The sequence below is a fragment of the Corallococcus sp. CA047B genome, assembly GCF_003612065.1.
GTDB classification, from domain to species: Bacteria; Myxococcota; Myxococcia; order Myxococcales; family Myxococcaceae; genus Corallococcus; species Corallococcus praedator.
In genome coordinates this window covers 1-16,830 of sequence record NZ_RAWD01000215.1, presented here as the reverse complement: position 1 = coordinate 16,830, position 16,830 = coordinate 1, and the positions used below count along the sequence as shown (strand labels likewise).

General features: G+C 69.7%; 12 protein-coding genes and 1 tRNA gene. 8 read left to right on the top strand and 5 right to left on the bottom strand.

What is annotated here, in order from left to right; all coding sequences use genetic code 11:
- The first annotated feature begins 84 nt into the window (after positions 1 to 84).
- Positions 85 to 157, top strand: a tRNA-Phe gene (locus tag D7X74_RS27880).
- 97 nt (positions 158 to 254) lie between these two features.
- Positions 255 to 1,187 (top strand): restriction endonuclease, encoded by a 933-nt coding sequence (locus D7X74_RS27875; RefSeq protein ID WP_120536042.1) that lies wholly within the window; start codon positions 255 to 257, stop codon positions 1,185 to 1,187.
- Positions 1,188 to 1,299: 112 nt separating this feature from the next.
- On the opposite strand, the gene D7X74_RS27870 is transcribed toward D7X74_RS27875, so the two are convergent.
- Positions 1,300 to 1,767, bottom strand: a complete 468-nt coding sequence (locus D7X74_RS27870) for a DUF5063 domain-containing protein (protein WP_233602284.1) — start codon at positions 1,765 to 1,767, stop codon at positions 1,300 to 1,302.
- 177 nt (positions 1,768 to 1,944) lie between these two features.
- On the opposite strand from D7X74_RS27870, the gene D7X74_RS27865 reads away from it, so the two are divergent.
- The 5 genes from D7X74_RS27865 to D7X74_RS27845 all read left to right on the top strand — a co-directional run bounded on the left by D7X74_RS27865 (position 1,945) and on the right by D7X74_RS27845 (position 9,208).
- On the top strand, positions 1,945 to 3,726 hold the full coding sequence (locus D7X74_RS27865) for a YCF48-related protein (protein WP_158622301.1): 1,782 nt from the start codon (positions 1,945 to 1,947) through the stop codon (positions 3,724 to 3,726).
- 28 nt (positions 3,727 to 3,754) lie between these two features.
- Positions 3,755 to 4,297 (top strand): hypothetical protein, encoded by a 543-nt coding sequence (locus D7X74_RS27860; RefSeq protein WP_120536039.1) that lies wholly within the window; start codon positions 3,755 to 3,757, stop codon positions 4,295 to 4,297.
- A gap of 100 nt (positions 4,298 to 4,397) precedes the next feature.
- Positions 4,398 to 5,798, top strand: a complete 1,401-nt coding sequence (locus tag D7X74_RS27855; protein WP_120536038.1) for a pitrilysin family protein — start codon at positions 4,398 to 4,400, stop codon at positions 5,796 to 5,798.
- A 74-nt stretch (positions 5,799 to 5,872) separates the two neighbouring features.
- Complete coding sequence (locus D7X74_RS27850) at positions 5,873 to 7,390, top strand: pitrilysin family protein (RefSeq protein ID WP_120536037.1); 1,518 nt, start codon at positions 5,873 to 5,875, stop codon at positions 7,388 to 7,390.
- A gap of 177 nt (positions 7,391 to 7,567) precedes the next feature.
- A complete protein-coding gene (locus D7X74_RS27845; protein ID WP_147446698.1) occupies positions 7,568 to 9,208 on the top strand; it encodes a fibronectin type III domain-containing protein in 1,641 nt (546 codons plus the stop codon).
- Positions 9,209 to 9,228: 20 nt separating this feature from the next.
- Here D7X74_RS27845 and D7X74_RS27840 read toward each other — a convergent pair whose 3' ends face one another.
- Positions 9,229 to 10,455: a DUF1615 domain-containing protein gene (locus D7X74_RS27840; protein ID WP_120536044.1), complete on the bottom strand. Its 1,227-nt coding sequence runs from the start codon at positions 10,453 to 10,455 to the stop codon at positions 9,229 to 9,231.
- A 259-nt stretch (positions 10,456 to 10,714) separates the two neighbouring features.
- Between D7X74_RS27840 and D7X74_RS27835 the strand changes: the two genes are divergently transcribed.
- A complete protein-coding gene (locus D7X74_RS27835) occupies positions 10,715 to 12,934 on the top strand; it encodes a M4 family metallopeptidase (protein ID WP_120536035.1) in 2,220 nt (739 codons plus the stop codon).
- A gap of 89 nt (positions 12,935 to 13,023) precedes the next feature.
- On the opposite strand, the gene D7X74_RS27830 is transcribed toward D7X74_RS27835, so the two are convergent.
- The 3 genes from D7X74_RS27830 to D7X74_RS27820 all read right to left on the bottom strand — a co-directional run bounded on the left by D7X74_RS27830 (position 13,024) and on the right by D7X74_RS27820 (position 16,750).
- The gene (locus D7X74_RS27830) at positions 13,024 to 13,980 is read right to left on the bottom strand and encodes a hypothetical protein (protein WP_147446697.1); all 957 of its coding nucleotides are present in this window, start codon (positions 13,978 to 13,980) and stop codon (positions 13,024 to 13,026) included.
- A gap of 98 nt (positions 13,981 to 14,078) precedes the next feature.
- Complete coding sequence (locus D7X74_RS27825; RefSeq protein WP_120536043.1) at positions 14,079 to 14,888, bottom strand: hypothetical protein; 810 nt, start codon at positions 14,886 to 14,888, stop codon at positions 14,079 to 14,081.
- 53 nt (positions 14,889 to 14,941) lie between these two features.
- Positions 14,942 to 16,750 (bottom strand): acyl-CoA dehydrogenase, encoded by a 1,809-nt coding sequence (locus tag D7X74_RS27820; protein ID WP_120536033.1) that lies wholly within the window; start codon positions 16,748 to 16,750, stop codon positions 14,942 to 14,944.
- Positions 16,751 to 16,830: the final 80 nt, after the last annotated feature.

The following is a 16,830-nucleotide window of genomic DNA, read 5'->3' as shown; positions in this document are numbered from 1 at the left end:
GGAAACGGGCGCGGCGAAAGAGGTTGACGGCGCGGGCCAGGGACCGTAAATCGGCGCTGCCGTTCGCGGTGCGCAGCGAAGTACGCCCAAGTAGCTCAGTCGGTAGAGCAGGGGACTGAAAATCCCCGTGTCGGTGGTTCGATTCCGCCCTTGGGCACAGAGTGAAGAACTTGAGGGCCCTGGACTTCGGTTCAGGGCCCTTTTCTTTTGTCCGCCGCGTCTGAAGACAGCCGCTCCCCGGAGTCCGCGAACCCATGTCCCTTCCCAGCTACCCCCGGTTCATCGGCCCGCTGCTCCAGTATCTGGGTGAGCAGCAGGGCTCGGTTCGCCCGCGTGTCATCTACCAGGGGCTGGCGGACCGCCTGGGCCTGTCGGAAGAGGAGCGGACTGTCCTGCTGCCGAGCGGTGCCCAGTCCGTGTTCCAGAATCGGATTGGCTGGGCCCACGACGCGCTGAAGCGGGCCGGGTTGTCGAGCGCTCCGGTGCGGGGCACGTGGCTGATCACCGACGCGGGGCGCAAGTTCCTCGCGAAGCATGGCGGCAAGGTTCCTGAAGAAGAGGTGGAGCGGATTGCCGGTGCGTCGCGGGATGTCGCGATCCGCAGTCTCATTGGCGCGAATGGCTCCGAGCGGTCCGCGGGTTCGGCGGAAGCTGTGCCTTCTCCTGAGGAGACCCGCAGTCCCCGCGAGGAGATCGAGGATGCCATTGGCCTGATTCGCGCCAGCGTCGCCCGCGACCTTCTGGAGCACATTGCAAACCAGACACCGACGGAGTTCGAGACGCTGGTGCTCGATCTGCTCTATGCGCTGGGGTACGGAACGAGCCGCTCGGCGCTGCTTCGGGTGGGACGGTCGAATGACGGTGGGATTGACGGCATCGTGTCACTCGACAGGCTGGGGCTCCAGAAGGTCTACGTGCAGGCGAAGAAGTGGCAGGGGCAGGTCGGTTCGCCGCAGATCCAGGGGTTCATGGGCGCCCTCCAACTCCAGGGTGCCGACAAGGGCGTGCTCATCACCTCCGGGACGATTTCGGGGCCGGCACGAGACGCCGCGAAGCAGGCCCGTGGAAGCATCGTCCTGGTGGATGGGCTTCGACTCACCGAGCTGATGATCGAGCACGGGGTCGGCGTTTCGACCGAGGCGCTCCACATCCCGAAAATCGACACGGACTACTTCGAAGCCGGTTGAACAGTCACGAGCCTCCCGCCAGCTCCCGGAGGTCGACAGGTCGATAGAGCGTGCGGGTGGTCATGGTCATGATGGGCTCCCCTGACGGCGCCTTTCATGGATGCTGATTGAATCAGAACGCCCGTTCGTGCAGGTGCAGCTGGAGCGCTCGGAGGTGTTTGCCCCAGTGTGCTCCGAAGAGGAACTGGAAGTGCCAGAGGGCGTCCACCTCGCTGGTCTCCCACCGCAGCAGCACCTCCTGGAGGTCGCGCGCGATGTCCGCCAGGTCGTCGATGGCATCTCCGACCCCGGGCTTCTCCTCTCCGAGGTCTGTGCTGTCGAGCGACACGCTGTAGTACCCCAGCCCGGGGAAACACTGACCGAGCCGCTTGCTGAACTCTTCGTAGGGCGTGGAGGGAACGTCGTCCGGTGAGGTCGCGCTCGGGTCGAACTCCACGTCCACGAAGTGGGAGGCCAGTGCGATCCGGTCGAGCGCCAGCCGCAGGTCGTGCTCGCGCGTGGGTGCATCGACCTCCGCGTCGAACACGGCGAAGAGGGACTGGATGGCTTCGCGGATGTCCTGCCGGGTCATGGGTTTCATGTGCGAATCATGCGGAAACGGTGAGGAACGCCGACGGGCTCCCGGGGGATGACTGACGCCACGCCAGAGGGTTGGCCTGGAGGGGTTGGGATGCGAACAGCTTCGTGGATTGTCTGGATGGTATGCGCGGGGGCCCTGGGGTGCGCCACCCCGCGAAACCGTGGAGCTTCCCCGGTCATGGTCGACCTGTCCGTCCAGGTACTCAATGTCTGGCTCAGGGCCGTGGTTCCGGGGCCGGATGGAGCGTGGTGGGCGATGGGCGAGACGCGCTACGACCCTTCCGGGAACGGGGACGATCGCGCCATCGAAGTCTTTCGCAGCTCGGACGAAGGCAGATCCTGGCAGCCTGCGGTGGAGCTTGCCCGGGCGTTGAACACGACGCGGGCGGAAGCAGATGCGAACGGCATCGGCTTCCTGACCTGGTACACGCCTGAGATTGGATTGGCGGCGGGTTACCTCGGGCAGCGGGCCTTCCGCACGGTGGATGGCGGCAAGACGTGGAAGACGGTTCCGCTGGTCGATGAACAAGGGTTCTCCGCGTTGGAGCGCGCTGGAAACCGGACCTGGCTCTGCGGCTCCTCCGGACGCATCCTGCGCAGCGAGGACCAGGGCGCGAGCTGGCAGGAATTGGCCACCACACCCTTCGACACGCAGGACGCCTGCGAGGGACTTTCCTTTCTCTCCCCCGACCACGGGTGGGCCATCGGCCATGAGGCCACCCTCTGGGCCACGGAGGACGGAGGCAACAGCTGGAAGCCGCTGACGCAGCCTTTCCAGCGGCTCCGAGGTCCCGTTGTGGGTCCCTCGGTTCCTGCCAGATTGAACGGGGTCGTGCGACTTACGCCGGAGCTGGCCTGGGTCCGTGGCACTGGGGGGCTCTACCAGACGACCGATGGGGGCCGGAGCTGGTCCGCTCCCATTCCCGAGGAGGATGCCGAGACGTCGTCCCTGAGCGTCTCACTGACGCCCGACGGACGGCACATCGTGACCCGTACGCCCGTGGGATTGCCTTTGGAACAGTGGATTCCTTCCTTCGAAGAGGCCTGGGTGTTCTCCCATGATTCGGTGGTGGCTTTTTCCCCAGACACGGCTGAAGTGTCTGTCCATGTCGGCGGGCAGCTCGTCCGCCGAAGCCCGATGCTCACGTTCGGTCGCGGCCCGGAGACGCACCTGGATGGCTTCATCCAACAGGGCCCCCGACGCTGGTGGGGGTGGTCGGGGGACCAGGTGATGGCCAGCCACGACGCAGGCAATAGCTGGTTCCCAACGGGCAGGACCTCGGGGCATTCCATCCGCGCGCTCGTTCCGCTCAGGGATGGAACCCTGCTCGCGGGCCTCTGGCGAGGCGGCCTGATGCGCTCATCCGACGAGGGACGGACGTGGGTTTCGGGGGAGGGCCTGGAGGCCTACGACTTCGCGAGGGTCCTGGGGCAGGAGGCCCCGGAGAGTCCCCTGGCGTGTCTGCTTTCGACTCCAGACGCGGTGCTGGAGATCGAGTTCGACGCCAACGGTTGTTTTGCCGCAACGCGAAACACACTTGAATTGCGACTCCAGCCCGAAGGCGCGCGGCTGATGGGGGAACTGCAGACGCACCTCCGGGAGCCGCCCGACCCGCGCGTGGACAAGGTCCTGGAGCGTGCGGTGGGCGAACAGCTCATGCGTCAACTGGTGGAGGCCGCGAGCCGTCCCGAGGAGGGGATGCACTGCCAGTCGACGACGAGAATCGACGTGCGGATGGCGTGGTCCTGCGGCTCCGGTTCCTGGAGGACCGCCCAGTACGCACGGTTCACCGGGAGCCTGTGCTCCTCATGGAGCCGGTCGGAGGCAGGAGGGGGGGAGCGCTCCGTCCCATATGAGCGAGGCAACGGTGTCTTCCGGGCCGCCGAAGCCCTGCTGGAGGACGCGACGCCTGCCCGCCCGGCCGACGTGCCGGGTGCACAACCGGGCGCGACGCGGTAGATGGGGGGACCGGAGGAACATCAACGCAATGGACGCGAACGTGGTGGCGGAGTTGGAGAAGGCGGGCGTGCAGGTGGACGACCCCAAGCGCCTGTTCATCCCGGTGGAGCGGGACGAGCAGGGCCGGATCAAGCCCGTGGGCGACGAGGTGCCCGTGCGCTTCGGTGACATCACCGCCCACGTGCACCTGCAGCCCGTCGCGAAGCTGTGGACCGGTGACAAGCAGCCGCCCAACTTCAACAAGCCGCCCTTCTTCGAATACGAGCCGTTCTTCTTCCTCATCGAGGCCACCGCCGCAGGCTTCTGCCGCGACACGCGCCACGCGGAGAACGACCAGGAGTTCGCCCAGCTCTACCGCCACCTCGCGCGGCGGCCGGATGGCCAGCACAAGAACCCCCTCTTCTCCCACCTGCGCGCCGCGGCCCGGCTGTACATGTCCCTGCGCGACGTCAGCCAGGCGGAGTTCGAGGCCGTCGCCCAGCGCCTCCACGACTCCGCCAACCGGTACTCGGCCCACGTCGGGAGCCAGAACTACTTCCTGAACGTGCTGCGTCAGGTGCTGGGCGCCTGAGGCCCTCGCTCTGGGGAGCACGCGGCGTGCGGCGTTTCTGGAATAGGGTGCGACCCCGCCCGTTCCCGGGCGCCGCTTCCGCCTCTGCCCAGGAGTGAGGATGTTCCGACAGCCGTTGTCGTGGTTCGCCTGCCTGGCCCTGCTGGGCACATCCCCGGTCCAGGCCCAGGCCCCCAAGCCGCCCCCGTCCTCCAAGACGTCCGCTTCCGTCGCGAAGCTGGGCGCCAGCGTGCAGGCGCGCACGCTGAAGAACGGGCTCACCGTCATCGTGTGGCCCGACCACGACATCCCCAGCGTGGCCCTCAACAACTGGTTCCGCGTGGGCAGCCGCAACGAACGCCCCGGCATCACCGGCCTGTCCCACTTCTTCGAGCACATGATGTTCAACGGCGCGAAGAAGTACGGCCCCGGCGAGTTCGACCGCGTGATGGAGGCCAACGGCGGCTCCAACAACGCGTTCACCTCCGAGGACGTCACCGTCTACCTGGACTGGTTCCCCGCCTCCGCGCTGCCCCTCATCTTCGACCTGGAGGCCGATCGGCTCCAGTCGCTCGCCTTCGACCCGAAGGTCATCGAGTCCGAGCGCGGCGTCGTCTACTCCGAGCGCCGCTCGGGCGTGGACAATGACAACTCCGGCGCGCTGATGGAGCAGATGCAGGCCACCGCCTTCGTCGCGCACCCGTACCAGATCCCCGTCATCGGCTGGCCGTCCGACATCGAGTCCTGGCGCATGGAGGACCTCCAGCGCTACTTCAAGACGTACTACGCGCCCAACAACGCGACGCTCGTCATCGCCGGGGACGTGGAGCCCTCGCGCATCTTCGAGCTCGTGGAGTCCACGCTGGGCGTCATCCCCTCGCAGCCCGCTCCCGAGCCCGTCCGCACGAAGGAGCCCGAACAGCAGGGCGAGCGGCGCATCACGGTGAAGAAGCTGGCCCAGTCCCCGCTGCTCCAGGTCGCCTATCACGCACTCGCCGCGAACGACCCGGAGGCGGAGACGCTGGAGCTTCTGGGGCTCATCCTCACGGATGGGGATTCGTCGCGCCTGCACCGCAAGCTGGTGGAGGATGCGCGCGTGGCCATCCGCGTCCGGGGCTCCTTCGCCGGGGGCTTCGACCCGTCGTTGGCGTGGTTCCTGGTGGACCTGCCGCCGGGCGGCGACCTGCCGCGCGCCGAGGCGCTCCTCACCGAGGAGCTGGCCCGCGTGGCGAAGGACGGTGTCTCCGACGCGGAGCTGCGCAAGGCGCGCAACATCGCCCTGTCCACCTTCTGGCGGAAGCTGGAGACCAACGACGGCCGCGCCCGCGCACTGGGTGCCGCCGCCACCTTCCGGGGGGACTGGCGCACGCTGCTCGATGCGCCCACGCGCTACGAGAAGGTCACCCGCGACGGCGTGCGCACGCTGGCCGCGCGCATCTTCAATTCCGACCACCGGACGGTGGGCTGGCTCGTTCCCACCACCGCCTCCGCCACCCCTGCCCGCAAGGAGGCCTCGCGATGAACGCTCCCGTCCGTCCTGGCTCCGCTCGCCGCGCTGTTTCGCTGCTCCGCTCCGGTCCACGGGGAGGCTTCCCGATGAGTGCTCCCGTCCGTCTTCGCTCCGCGCTCGCCGCGCTGCTGTTCGTCTCCGCTCCTGCCTCCGCGCAGACGCCCGCGCCCGCCGCATCGTCCAAGTCCGCCGCGCCCGCTGCCGCGACTCCGAAGGCCGCTGCCCCCGCGACGCCGAAGACCGCGCCCCTGGGCAAGGGCGTGACGCTGCCCGCGGCCATCACCGTGACCTTGAAGAACGGGACGCGGCTGCTCCTCGTGGAGAAGCGGGAGCTGCCGCTCGTCTCCTTCTCCGCATGGCTCCGGGGTGGCGCCGTCACCGACCCCGCTGGGAAGGACGGCCTGGCCGCGCTCACCGCCCAGCTCCTCCAGAAGGGCGCTGGCTCCCGTGACGCCCAGCAGTTCGCCGATACCGTGGACGGCGTGGGCGGCCAGTTGGAGATCACCCCCGGCCGCGAAGCGGTGGTCATCACCGGCAGCTTCCTGTCCCGCGACACCTCGCTGATGGTGGAGCTGCTGTCGGACATGCTCGTGCGCCCCCGCTTCGACGCGCAGGAGCTGGAGAAGACCCGCGCCCGCCGCGTGTCGGAGCTCGCCGCCGCGAAGGACGGCGACCCGCGCGCGCTCGGTGGCACGTACTTCGACGCCTTCCTCTTCGCCGCGCACCCCTACGGCCAGCCCATCAACGGCAGCGAGGCCTCCCTGCCCGCGCTCGGCCGGGACGACGTGCTCGGCTGGGCGAAGGCGAACCTGGGCGCAGACCGGCTCATCCTCTCCGTCGTCGGTGACTTCGACGCGAAGGCGCTCGCCGCGAAGCTGGAGTCCGCCCTGGGCGGTTGGGCCCCCGCCGCCCAGCCGCTCGCCGCCGTGCCCGCCACCGCTCCCACGAAGGGCCGGCGCGTCCTGCTGGTGGACAAGCCCGACGCCACCCAGACGTACTTCTGGATTGGCAACACCGGCATCTCCCGCACCGACCCGGACCGCGTCGCGGTGGAGCTGGGCAACACCGTGCTCGGCGGCCGCTTCACCTCGCTGCTCAACTCCGAGCTGCGCGTGAAGACCGGCCTCACCTACGGCGCCCGCTCCTTCCTCGTCCCCAGCCGCCAGGCGGGCCCCGTCGTCCTCTTCTCCTATACCCAGACGGACACCACCGGCCGCGCCATCGACCTCGCGCTGGACGTGCTGGAGCGCTACCGCAAGGAAGGCATGGATGACGCCATGCTCGCCTCCGCGCAGGCCTATGTCCTGGGCCAGTTCCCCCCGAAGCTGGAGACAGGCGCCCAGCTGGCCTCGAAGCTGTCGGAGCTCACCTTCTTCGGCCTGGATGCGCAGGACGTGGACGGCTTCGCGGGCGCCATCTCCGCCACCACCCGCGACGGCGTGCGCACCGTGCTCCAGCGCGTGCTGCCCGCGTCCCAGGACCTGACGTTCGTCCTCATCGGCAAGGCGGCGGCCCTGCGCGACGTGGCCCGCAAGTACGGCCCCGTCACCGAGATGAAGATCTCCGACAAGCGCTTCGCCCCGGTGGCTCCGCCCATTCGCTAACGCAAAGGCTTTCGGGTCGCCGGGATCGCGGGTTCCGGGAAAACAGGCACTTGATGGAGCGGCTGGAAATTCCGCGAAAAATCGAATGGCCAGGGAAAGTGCCGCTCCCCGTATAGATGGAGTGTCGGTCTGGACCGGCACTGGCCGTCATTCCATTGCCTGTCTCCCGGACCCGTCATGTTCTTGCGCCGTCTGTCGTTGTTGCTCGTCCCCACCTGCGCGGCCTGGCTGGGCTGCGGAGAAGCAGAAGCTCCCGCGGGTGAGGTGAATCCCCCGGACGTCCTCTGGACCGACCCCCGTGAAGGCACCGCGTCGGTGGCCGACGGGGACCTGCTGCCGGGCTGTGGTGAGCCCGACGCGGGAACGGGGGAGGTGGACGCGGGCACTCCCGACACCTCCGTGCTGGTGACGGCCGACTCCCGCTTCCACACGAGCACGGGCGTGACGGTCGTTCCCCAGGACCTGTCCACGCGCGACCTGGAGATCCTCATCCCCAACCCGGACGGCGTGGGCTTCGAGCGGCGCTCGGGCACTCCGGTGGCGGGGGGCATGCGCTTCGACGACATCCCGGAGGGGGAGTTCTTCGTCCGCTCCAATCATCTCCACTACCTGACCCGGGAGCGGCGCTTCGACCTGGGCGTCAATCGCGTGGGGCGTCATGATGCCGTCGCCTCGTCGGTCAGCTACTCGCCCGCGATGGCGAACCTCACCGGCATGGACCCCTGGCAGGAGTACGAGTCCATCAGCGCGCCGGGAAGCGCCCTCCAGGTGGTCAGCGGGGACGTGGACCTGGCCGCGAGCCTCGACTTCTCGTTGACGCCCCCGGTGGGCTCCACGTCCTATTACGATCCGGAGGCCTCCCTGACGGGCTTCACCGGCTACCCGCTGCCAGTCCTGGACCCGGCGAAGGGCGACCGGGTCTACGTCAATCAGCTCAACGCGGTGCCGTCCGGGACGCTGCCGAGCGGCGGGCCCATGGGCTACACCACCGTGACGAGCAGCCAGCACCTGCCGGCCTTCGCGTTCACGCCGGACGGCACCACCGCCATGCCGCTCTTCGCCGCGCTGCAGCCGACGGCCCAGAATGCGTTCTCCATGGAGTGGCGCCTGTCGGAGTTCACCCGCTGGCGCGCGGATGCGAACCCGACCTCGACGCTCAGCTCGTCCTGGTTCCAGGTGCTGCCCGTGCCCCATGGCCTCCAGGATGGCTGGGTGGGCTACCAGGGCGAGCTGCTCAACCTGAACCTGCCGCGCGGTGAGACCGGCGTCATCACGCGCCGGCTCTCCTTCGGCAATCCCTATCCCGCGTCCTGGGGCGTGCTGGGGCTGGCGAGCTACTCCTTCCGCTCGGCCACCCCGGTCGTCGTGGGGTCCCGGAACCACTACCCCAATGGCACCATCAGCGTCATCGACCGGTTGGACAACCTCATCGCCGGCCCCATCCAGCCAAGGATTTCACCGCCGCAGGCGCTGCGCATCGACGGCGTGGATGCCTATGAGCCGCGCTCGGTGGGCAGCACCCAGCCGGTGGTGAGCTGGCAGCAGCCGGTGCTGGGGACGCCCCGGTCCTACATGGTGGTGCTCATCAAGCTCACCGACAGCTTCGAAACCTCGCTCCCCAAGCGCTTCTACGTGCCCGGCAACAGGAACCACCTGCGCCTGCCGGCCAACGCGCTGGAGCCCGGCTCCACGTACTACCTGCGCGTGAGGGCGGACGGCTCGCCGGACTTCGAGCCCTGGCGCGCGCCCTACGTCAGCTCGGAGCGGCTGCCCCTCTACAGCGCGGACACGTTCAGCGCCGCGTTCACCACGCCGTAGCCCGCCTGGAAGCCCGCCCGCTACCGCCCACCCTGGCGGTGGCGGGTGAGGCACTGCTGGTAGCGCGCGTCCACGGACTTCGCGAACCACGCCGTGGTGCGCTCCCCGCTCAGCTTCAGGCTCTTGAGCGTCACCTGGGGAAGCTGGGCGTAGGCGGGCGGCTGCCCCGTCTGTTTCGCGTACACGCGTTTCACCGCCAGATACGTGTCGGTGGTCTCGAACTCCGCCGTCTTCTCCTGCTCCACGTCCCGGCGCACGCGACGCTCGCTCAGGTCCGGCGCGTAACGCTGACGGAAGAGGAGCAGGGCCTTGAGGCTCTGGCTGTCGTCATTCCGGGGTTCGCCATTCTTGTCATACAGTTGCAGGTCTCCATCCGTTGCAAGAGAAACACCGGTGAGCTTGCTGACCTGGGATTGCAGCGCGGCGTTGCGTGAGCTGTAGACACCGCTGTTGTAGTCGGCGAAGCGGAAGAGGGGCTCCGGGTACGCGGCTTCAAAGCCCATCAGCCGGGCGGTGCCGTACCGCACGCCGCCCGCGCGCGTGTACAGCGAGTCGCGCACGGCGTCGGGGTCCGCGTCCGGCCCGGCCTTGTTCACCGCGTACTGCACGCTGACCTGCATGGAGCCCGCGGTGGTGATGGGGTTCTGCCCCGCGAACGAGGACGGGCCGAACAGCGAGCTGGCCAGGTCCGCCGCCGCGTACGCCGCAGGGTATTGCTCCTCGTAATACGCCAGCATGTCGCGGAAGAGCCGGTCCAGGTCCCGTTCGGAGCGAGCGGCGTCCAGCCGGGCCCCGAAGGTGCGCTTCGCCCCCTTCGCCTTCGATGCGAGCACCTCCTCCAGGACGCGCCGCCCCAGCGGGCCCAGCTTCCCCGCCGTGGCGTCCAGCTTCTGCCGCACCAGCTTCGCGAGCCCCGGCACCGCGGGGTCCGCCTGGAAGCCGGACTCCTGATCGATGACGGCCAGCACCTGACACACCACCGACGCAGACGGGAGCACCGCTTCCGCGTCCAGCGCGGCCAGCACGTCCCCTGCCCACCCCTCGCGCTCCGGGCCCTTCACCTTCGCCGGGAGCAGCCGCGCCACCTGCGCCACCGACAGCCGGGGCGGGGCCGGCACGTCCGGCACGGTCGCCGGCGCACGCGACGCGCACGCCGCCGTGAGCGTCACCAGCGCCACCAGGGCCACCCGCAGTGGACATTCCCAGGACACTGTTTCAATCCACCCAGAGGCGACGTTTGGCGTCATGTCAGCCCCCTGGGGCATGCTGCGCCCCGTCTCATGAAACACCTGAAACATCCCGTAGGGCATCCCGGGCGACTTCCACCGACATCCAGAAAGGTTCTCATTTGTTGAGCAAATGAGCCTGTCGGGGAATTCGCGGCTATCACGTTTGAATGGGAGGGTGGGAGAAAGTAACTAAACGTACTTTCCCCAAAAAGTAGTTGCCCTGATGAAAACAAGTGTGACACGTATCACCCCGCTGTTTCTTCATGGAGGTATCGCGTTGGCTCATCGACTGTTGAAGACGATTGGCGCGGCTTGGCTTGGCGTGGCTCTGACGGCGTGCGGTACGCAGGGCTCCGCTGGCGACGAGGCGAAGGCGCCTGAGCAGGAGAAGTCGGGCGAGGACATCCAGAGCACGCTGAACGCGCTCGGTGGTGCCCAGGTGGTCGGCGTGCACCCCGACGGCATCCCGGACAGCATCCGCGGCGAGCTGGGCCGCGCGGTGGGAACGCTGAACACGCTGGCCGCGGGACAGCAGGCGGTCGCGGCGGTGGCTCCGGCCTTCCGGCTGAAGGCGGAGGACCTGCACCTGCGCCGGACGAACACGGACGAGCAGGGCAACCAGCACCTGCGCTTCACGCAGATGAAGAACGGCCTGGAAGTGGTTGGCGGTGAGCTGGCGGTGCACGTGCGTCCGGACGGCACGGTGTACGCGGCCAACGGCTCCGCGCGCGACGGCGTCTCCGTCTCCGCCCTGCCGCGCATCGCGGCGACGTCCGCCCAGCAGGCGGCGCTGAGCGCGACGGCCGGCACGAACCTGGCGGTGGAAGGCACCCCCCGGCTGGTGTACGTGCGCACCGAGGAAGGCGCGCTGCGCCTGGCCTACGAAGTGACGGTCACGGGCGAGGGCGCCGAGGCCCCCATCCGCAACCGCGTGTACGTGGGCGGCGCGGACGGCTCCATCGTCCTGGTCGCGCCGCAGGTCCACACGGCCATCAACCGCCGCGTGTACAGCGCGAACAACGGCACCAGCACGCCGGGTACGCTCAAGCGCAGCGAGGGCCAGGCGGCCATCGGTGACTCGCACGTCGACACCAACTACGACATGCTGGGCTACACCTACGACTGCTACAAGATCCTCTTCAACCGCGACTCGCTGGACAACGCGGGCACGGCGCTCATCAGCACGGTGCACTACAGCACCAACTACGTGAACGCCTACTGGGACGGCACCCAGATGGTGTACGGCGATGGCGACGGCGTGAACTCCATCGAGCTGGGCAAGGACGCGGACGTCACGGTCCACGAGCTGACCCACGCCGTCACGTCGAAGGAGTCCAACCTCACGTACTCCGGCCAGTCCGGTGGCCTCAACGAGGCGATGTCCGACACGTTCGGCGCCGTCTGCGAGAGCCGCGTGAACGGCTGGAGCACCGCGGCGGCCATCTGGATGGTGGGCGAGGATGTCTGGACGCCCGGCACGGCGAACGACGCCCTGCGCTACATGGATGACCCGGCGAAGGACGGCGCGTCCAAGGACTGGGCGGCCAACGTGACGTCCGGCACGGACGTGCACTACAGCTCCGGCGTGCCCAACCTGGCGTTCGCGCTGCTGTCGAAGGGTGGCGTGCACCCGCGCGGCCGTTCGACCATCAACGTGCCGGCCATCGGCGTCGAGAAGGCCGCGCGCATCTGGTACAAGGCCAACACGGACATCTACACGGCGGGCACCACGTTCCTGCAGGCGAAGACCTGGACCATCCAGGCCGCCTCGGAGCTGGGCTACGACCAGGCGACCCAGGACGCGGTGAAGGCCGCCTGGGAAGCGGTGGGCGTGGGCGGTGTGGTGGTTCCCCCGACGACGGTTCCGCTGACGAACAACGTCGCGGTGACGGGCATCAGCGACGCGGCGGGTAACTCCAAGTTCTACACGCTGGCCGTTCCGGCGGGCTCCACGGCGCTGACGTTCACCACCTCCGGTGGCACGGGTGACGTGGACCTGTACGTCAAGTTCGGCACCGCGCCGGACTCCGCCACGTACGACTGCCGTCCGTACGCCAGCGGCAACGCTGAGACGTGCACCATCACCAACATCCAGGCGGGCACCTACTACGTGATGCTCAACGCCTACTCGGCGTACTCGGGCGTGACGCTGAAGGGCAGCTACACGGGCGGTGGCGGACCGACGGGCAACGTGCTGCAGAGCAACGTGCCGGTGACGGGCGTGTCTGGCGCCGCCAGCTCGTTCACCACCGAGTGGACCACGCTGGACGTGCCGGCGAACCGGACGGTCACCATCACCACCACGGGTGGCACGGGTGACGCGGACCTGTACGTGCGCTTCGGCTCCTCGCCGACGACCACCGCGTACGACTGCCGTCCGTACGCCAGCGGCAACGCGGAGACCTGCACGCTGACCAAGACGACCGCGGGCAAGTACTACGTGAAGATCCGCGGCTACTCGGCGTACTCGGGCGTGACGCTCAAGGCCGTCTACTAGTCGTCGCATCCGCTGTTTGAAGACAGGCACCCGGGGAGCCGCCAAGGCTTCCCGGGTGTCGTCGTTTGCGGGGTGTGCGTTGGCGGGTGCTAGCGACGCACCTGCACGTCGCGGGCGACGGTGCGGCCGCCGATGAGGGCGAAGCTGGCGCGCACCGGGGTGCCTTCGCGCAGCTCCGGGAGGGGCACGCGCTGGCCCTGGCGCAGGCCCCGGCTTCGCGGGTCGAGCTGGAGTTCGTAGACGGTGCCGTCGCTGTCGCGCACGTGCAGGGTGTCGCGGTTCGCGCGCGTCACCCGGCCGTTCACCGTGCTGGTGGCGATGGTGACCTGTTCGAGCGGGCGGTCGGCGGTGTTGTCCGTCACCGCGGCCTGGGCCGCCTTGGCCGCGCCCTCGTACCAGGACTCGTCGTCGTTGGCCTGGACCGCCTGCGCGCCAATCATCACCCGGCCCTCCGCCGCCGGCTGGCCGTTCGCGTTGGCCTGGGCGGCCTGCGAGCCCGGGGTCGCGTTCGCGTCGGGCGCCGCCGCGCCGCCCTGCGCGGGGGCCTGGGCCGTTCCGCTGCCGCCACGGGCTGGTGCCTGCGCAGGGCCGCTGCCGCCGTAGGCCGGGGCGTTGTTCGCGGGCGTGTTCGCTGGAGTCTGGGTCGTGCTGTTGTTCGCGGGCGTGTTCGCTGGAATCTGAGCCGTGCCGCTGCCGCCGTAGGCGGGCGCGTTCGTCGCCGTCCCGCTGCTTCCACTCGCGGGTGCCTGGGCCGCCGTGCGGTCCGCGGCGTTCGTCCGGGTGTCTCGCAAGGGCAGGGCTCCTGGGGGTGGTGCCGTGTTCGGGGGCACCTGGGCGTTCGCCCCGGGAAGCGGCGTCGGCTGGACACCCTCCGTCGTGCCCTGCGCCAGGGCCGGCGTGGCGGGCACCATCAGCCCCCCGTTCGCCGTGTCCCGCACCTGCATCGTCGCCGGGACGCCCACCGTGTCCGGGCTGTCGGACTCCCGACATCCGGAAGCCACCGTGCACAGCCCCATCATCCCCAGCCACATCCAGCGTCGACCCATCCGCCAACCCTCCCGCAGGCGAACCTGCGAACGACCCCCTGCCGGTGCAAGCACTCGGGGCGGGAGGCAGGTCGCCTGCTTGAGGGGGACGAAGGGCTCTACGCGGGGACCGTGGCGGCCACCGCGCGCACGTGGTCCCGCACCAGGGCTCGCGCGGCGAGGAGCGCGGGGGCGTCCGCTGGCGTGTAGCCCAGGCACAGCACCACGTCGTCCTCGGGCGCGGCGCGCGTGCCCAGGGCCGCGTAGTCGAGCGTGCGCGGCACGGGTTCGTCCTCGGTGTCGTGGGTGAAGCGGCCGAACACGGTGGCCCGGTCGTCACGGCCGGGGGCCTTCTCCTTCAGCGCGAAGAGGCGGCGCACCGCCAGGAGGGATTCGGGCCGCTCGCGCAGCGCCTCCGGATGCGCGGGGCCGCCCAGCTCCCACTCGAGGAGCTTCAGGCAGCCGCGCACGAACTCCACGTCGGTGATGACCAGGCCGTAGAGATACCAGTCCGCGCACGCGGCCTGGACCAGCCGGGCCTGCGCGTCGGTGAGCCAGCCGAAGGAGGGGCAGGTGAACGTCTCGCAGATGGACGCGCGGTAGACGCCGCAGTCGCGCAGGTCCGTACCGCCCGTCACCTTCGGATGGCCCAGGCAGCCCACCTGCTGCTGCTCCGCGTCCAGGAAGCCCAGCAGCGGACACACCCGCACGATGGGAAAGAGCGCGGGGGCGTCGCGGTTCGCGGTCAGCTCGCGCGCGGCCTCGCCATAGGCCTCCGGCGTCCGGGGCGCGTGGGCGAGCCGCGCCGTCTGCGTGGCCAGCCGCTGGGTGAGCGCCGCGCGCGAATGGTCGCGGAAGTTGTAGAGGCCGCAGCAGGCGCCGCACGAGGCGCCCCCACCGGGCTGGCACAGGTGGAAGGAGACCGACATGCCCGCCATTGTGACGGATGCCGGGCTCCCGGGGCGCTGGGAAGATGCGCCGTTCAGAACCCGTCAGGGTGCATGCGGGCGTAGGAGTCCTCGCCCGTCCGGCACAGGTGGGCCAAGAGCGGCACGCGCGGCACCTCCACGGCGAACCAGTACTGCGCGGCGGCGAGCTTGCCCTCGTAGAAGCGGGCGTCCCCGGCAGCGTTCCTCCCGAGGGCCTCCTTCGCGGCGGCGGCCTGCGCGAGCCAGCGCCAGGCCACGGCCACCACGCTGAACAGCTCCAGGAAGTCCGCGCTGTGGCGCAGCATCGAGTCCACTTCGCCGGCCATGCCCCGCGCGCCGAGCTCCAGCGTGAGGCTCGTGGCCTGCTGGAGCGCGTCCTCCAGCGCGTCGCTCCAGGCGGGCTCCACGCCGGCGACCCGGGCGCGCGCGGTGGTGGCGCGCACCTCTTCATCGAGCGCCTGGAGCGCGGCGCCCCCGCCCGCCACCGCCTTGCGGCCCAGCAGGTCCAGGCCCTGGATGCCGGTGGTGCCCTCGTGGATGCTGTTGAGCTTCTGGTCGCGCAGCCACGCCTCCGGGAGGTACTCGCTGGAGTAGCCGTAGCCGCCGTGGATCTGCAGCGCGAGCGCGTTGGACTCGAAGCCCTTCTCCGCCGGGAACGTCTTGGCGATGGGGGTGAGCAGGTCCAGCAGCAGGTGCGCGCGCTGGCGGGCCGCTTCGTCCGGCGCGTGGTTCGCGAGGTCCGCCTGGGTGGAGGTGGCGAGCAGCAGCGCGAGCCCGCCCTCCACGATGGCCTTCTGGCGCAGCAGCATGCGCCGCACGTCCGCGTGTTCGATGATGGGGGCCTGGGCGCGCGCGGTGTCGCGGATGCCGGCGGGCCGCCCCTGGGGGCGCTCGCGCGCGTAGCCGAGCGACTCCTGGTAGGCGACGGACGCGGTGGCGACGCCGTTGAGGCCCACCATGATGCGCGCCTCGTTCATCATCTGGAACATGCACGCGAGGCCACGGCCGGGCTGGCCCACGAGCCAGCCGTGGCAGTCGTCGGCTTCGCCGAAGTTGAGGACGAGGCTGGGCAGGCCGCGCCAGCCGATCTTGTGGATGACGCCGGCCACCTGGACGTCGTTGGGGACGAGCTTGCCGCCCTCGGGCCTGCGCGCGGGCACGGCGAAGAGGGACACGCCGCGCGTGCCGCCCTCCGCGCCGTCGATGCGCGCGAGGGTCAGGTGCACGATGTTGTCGGTGAAGTCCTGGTCGCCGCCGCTGATGAAGATCTTCGAGCCCTGGAGCCGGTAGCCGCCCTCCGGCGCGGGCGTGGCGCGCGTCTTCACGTCCGCGAGGCTGCTGCCGGCCTGCGGTTCGGTGAGGGCCATGGTGCCGGTCCATTCCCCCCGGTACAGGGGGGCCATGAACTGCTCGCGCAGCCAGGGCGTGCCGAAGACCTCCAGCAGGTGCGCGGCGCCGAGCGTGAGGCCCAGGTAGCCATAGGCGCTCAGGTTGGCGGCCATGAGGTACGCGCTCGACACGGCGTGCACGGTGAGGGGGAGCTGCTGGCCGCCGACGTCGGGAGGGCGGGTGGCGGTGAGCAGGCCCAGGTCCACCATGTTCGCGTAGAGCGAGCGCATGGCGGGATGCACGCGCACCCGGCCGTGTTCGAAGACGGGCGGGGAGGTGTCCATGGGCCGGTAGGTGGGGGCGAGCACCTCGCGGGCGAAGCGGCGGGTGCTGTCCAGGAGCAGGCCGAAGGTGTCGCGGGAGTGTTCCTGGAAGGCAGGCAGCGCGCAGAGGGCCGCGGTGTCCAGCACCTCGTAGAGCTGGAAGTCCACGTCACGGTCCGACAGCAGCGGGTTGGGGCGGGGCACGCTCATGCCCCGATTCCCTACCAGGACGCGATGGCGTCGTCGAAGTCGGCGTGCCCGGGCCTTTCACCGCAGGACGTGGGCAGGGG

Coding starts and splice junctions, on each gene's coding strand:
- D7X74_RS27875 (WP_120536042.1), top strand. CDS start 255: ATGTCCCTTCCCAGCTACCCCCGGTTCATCGGCCCGCTGCTCCAGTAT.
- D7X74_RS27860 (WP_120536039.1), top strand. CDS start 3,755: ATGGACGCGAACGTGGTGGCGGAGTTGGAGAAGGCGGGCGTGCAGGTG.
- D7X74_RS27855 (WP_120536038.1), top strand. CDS start 4,398: ATGTTCCGACAGCCGTTGTCGTGGTTCGCCTGCCTGGCCCTGCTGGGC.
- D7X74_RS27825 (WP_120536043.1), bottom strand. CDS start 14,888: ATGTCGGTCTCCTTCCACCTGTGCCAGCCCGGTGGGGGCGCCTCGTGC.
- D7X74_RS27865 (WP_158622301.1), top strand. CDS start 1,945: ATGGTCGACCTGTCCGTCCAGGTACTCAATGTCTGGCTCAGGGCCGTG.
- D7X74_RS27845 (WP_147446698.1), top strand. CDS start 7,568: ATGTTCTTGCGCCGTCTGTCGTTGTTGCTCGTCCCCACCTGCGCGGCC.
- D7X74_RS27820 (WP_120536033.1), bottom strand. CDS start 16,750: ATGAGCGTGCCCCGCCCCAACCCGCTGCTGTCGGACCGTGACGTGGAC.
- D7X74_RS27870 (WP_233602284.1), bottom strand. CDS start 1,767: ATGAAACCCATGACCCGGCAGGACATCCGCGAAGCCATCCAGTCCCTC.
- D7X74_RS27830 (WP_147446697.1), bottom strand. CDS start 13,980: ATGGGTCGACGCTGGATGTGGCTGGGGATGATGGGGCTGTGCACGGTG.
- D7X74_RS27840 (WP_120536044.1), bottom strand. CDS start 10,455: ATGACGCCAAACGTCGCCTCTGGGTGGATTGAAACAGTGTCCTGGGAA.
- D7X74_RS27850 (WP_120536037.1), top strand. CDS start 5,873: ATGAGTGCTCCCGTCCGTCTTCGCTCCGCGCTCGCCGCGCTGCTGTTC.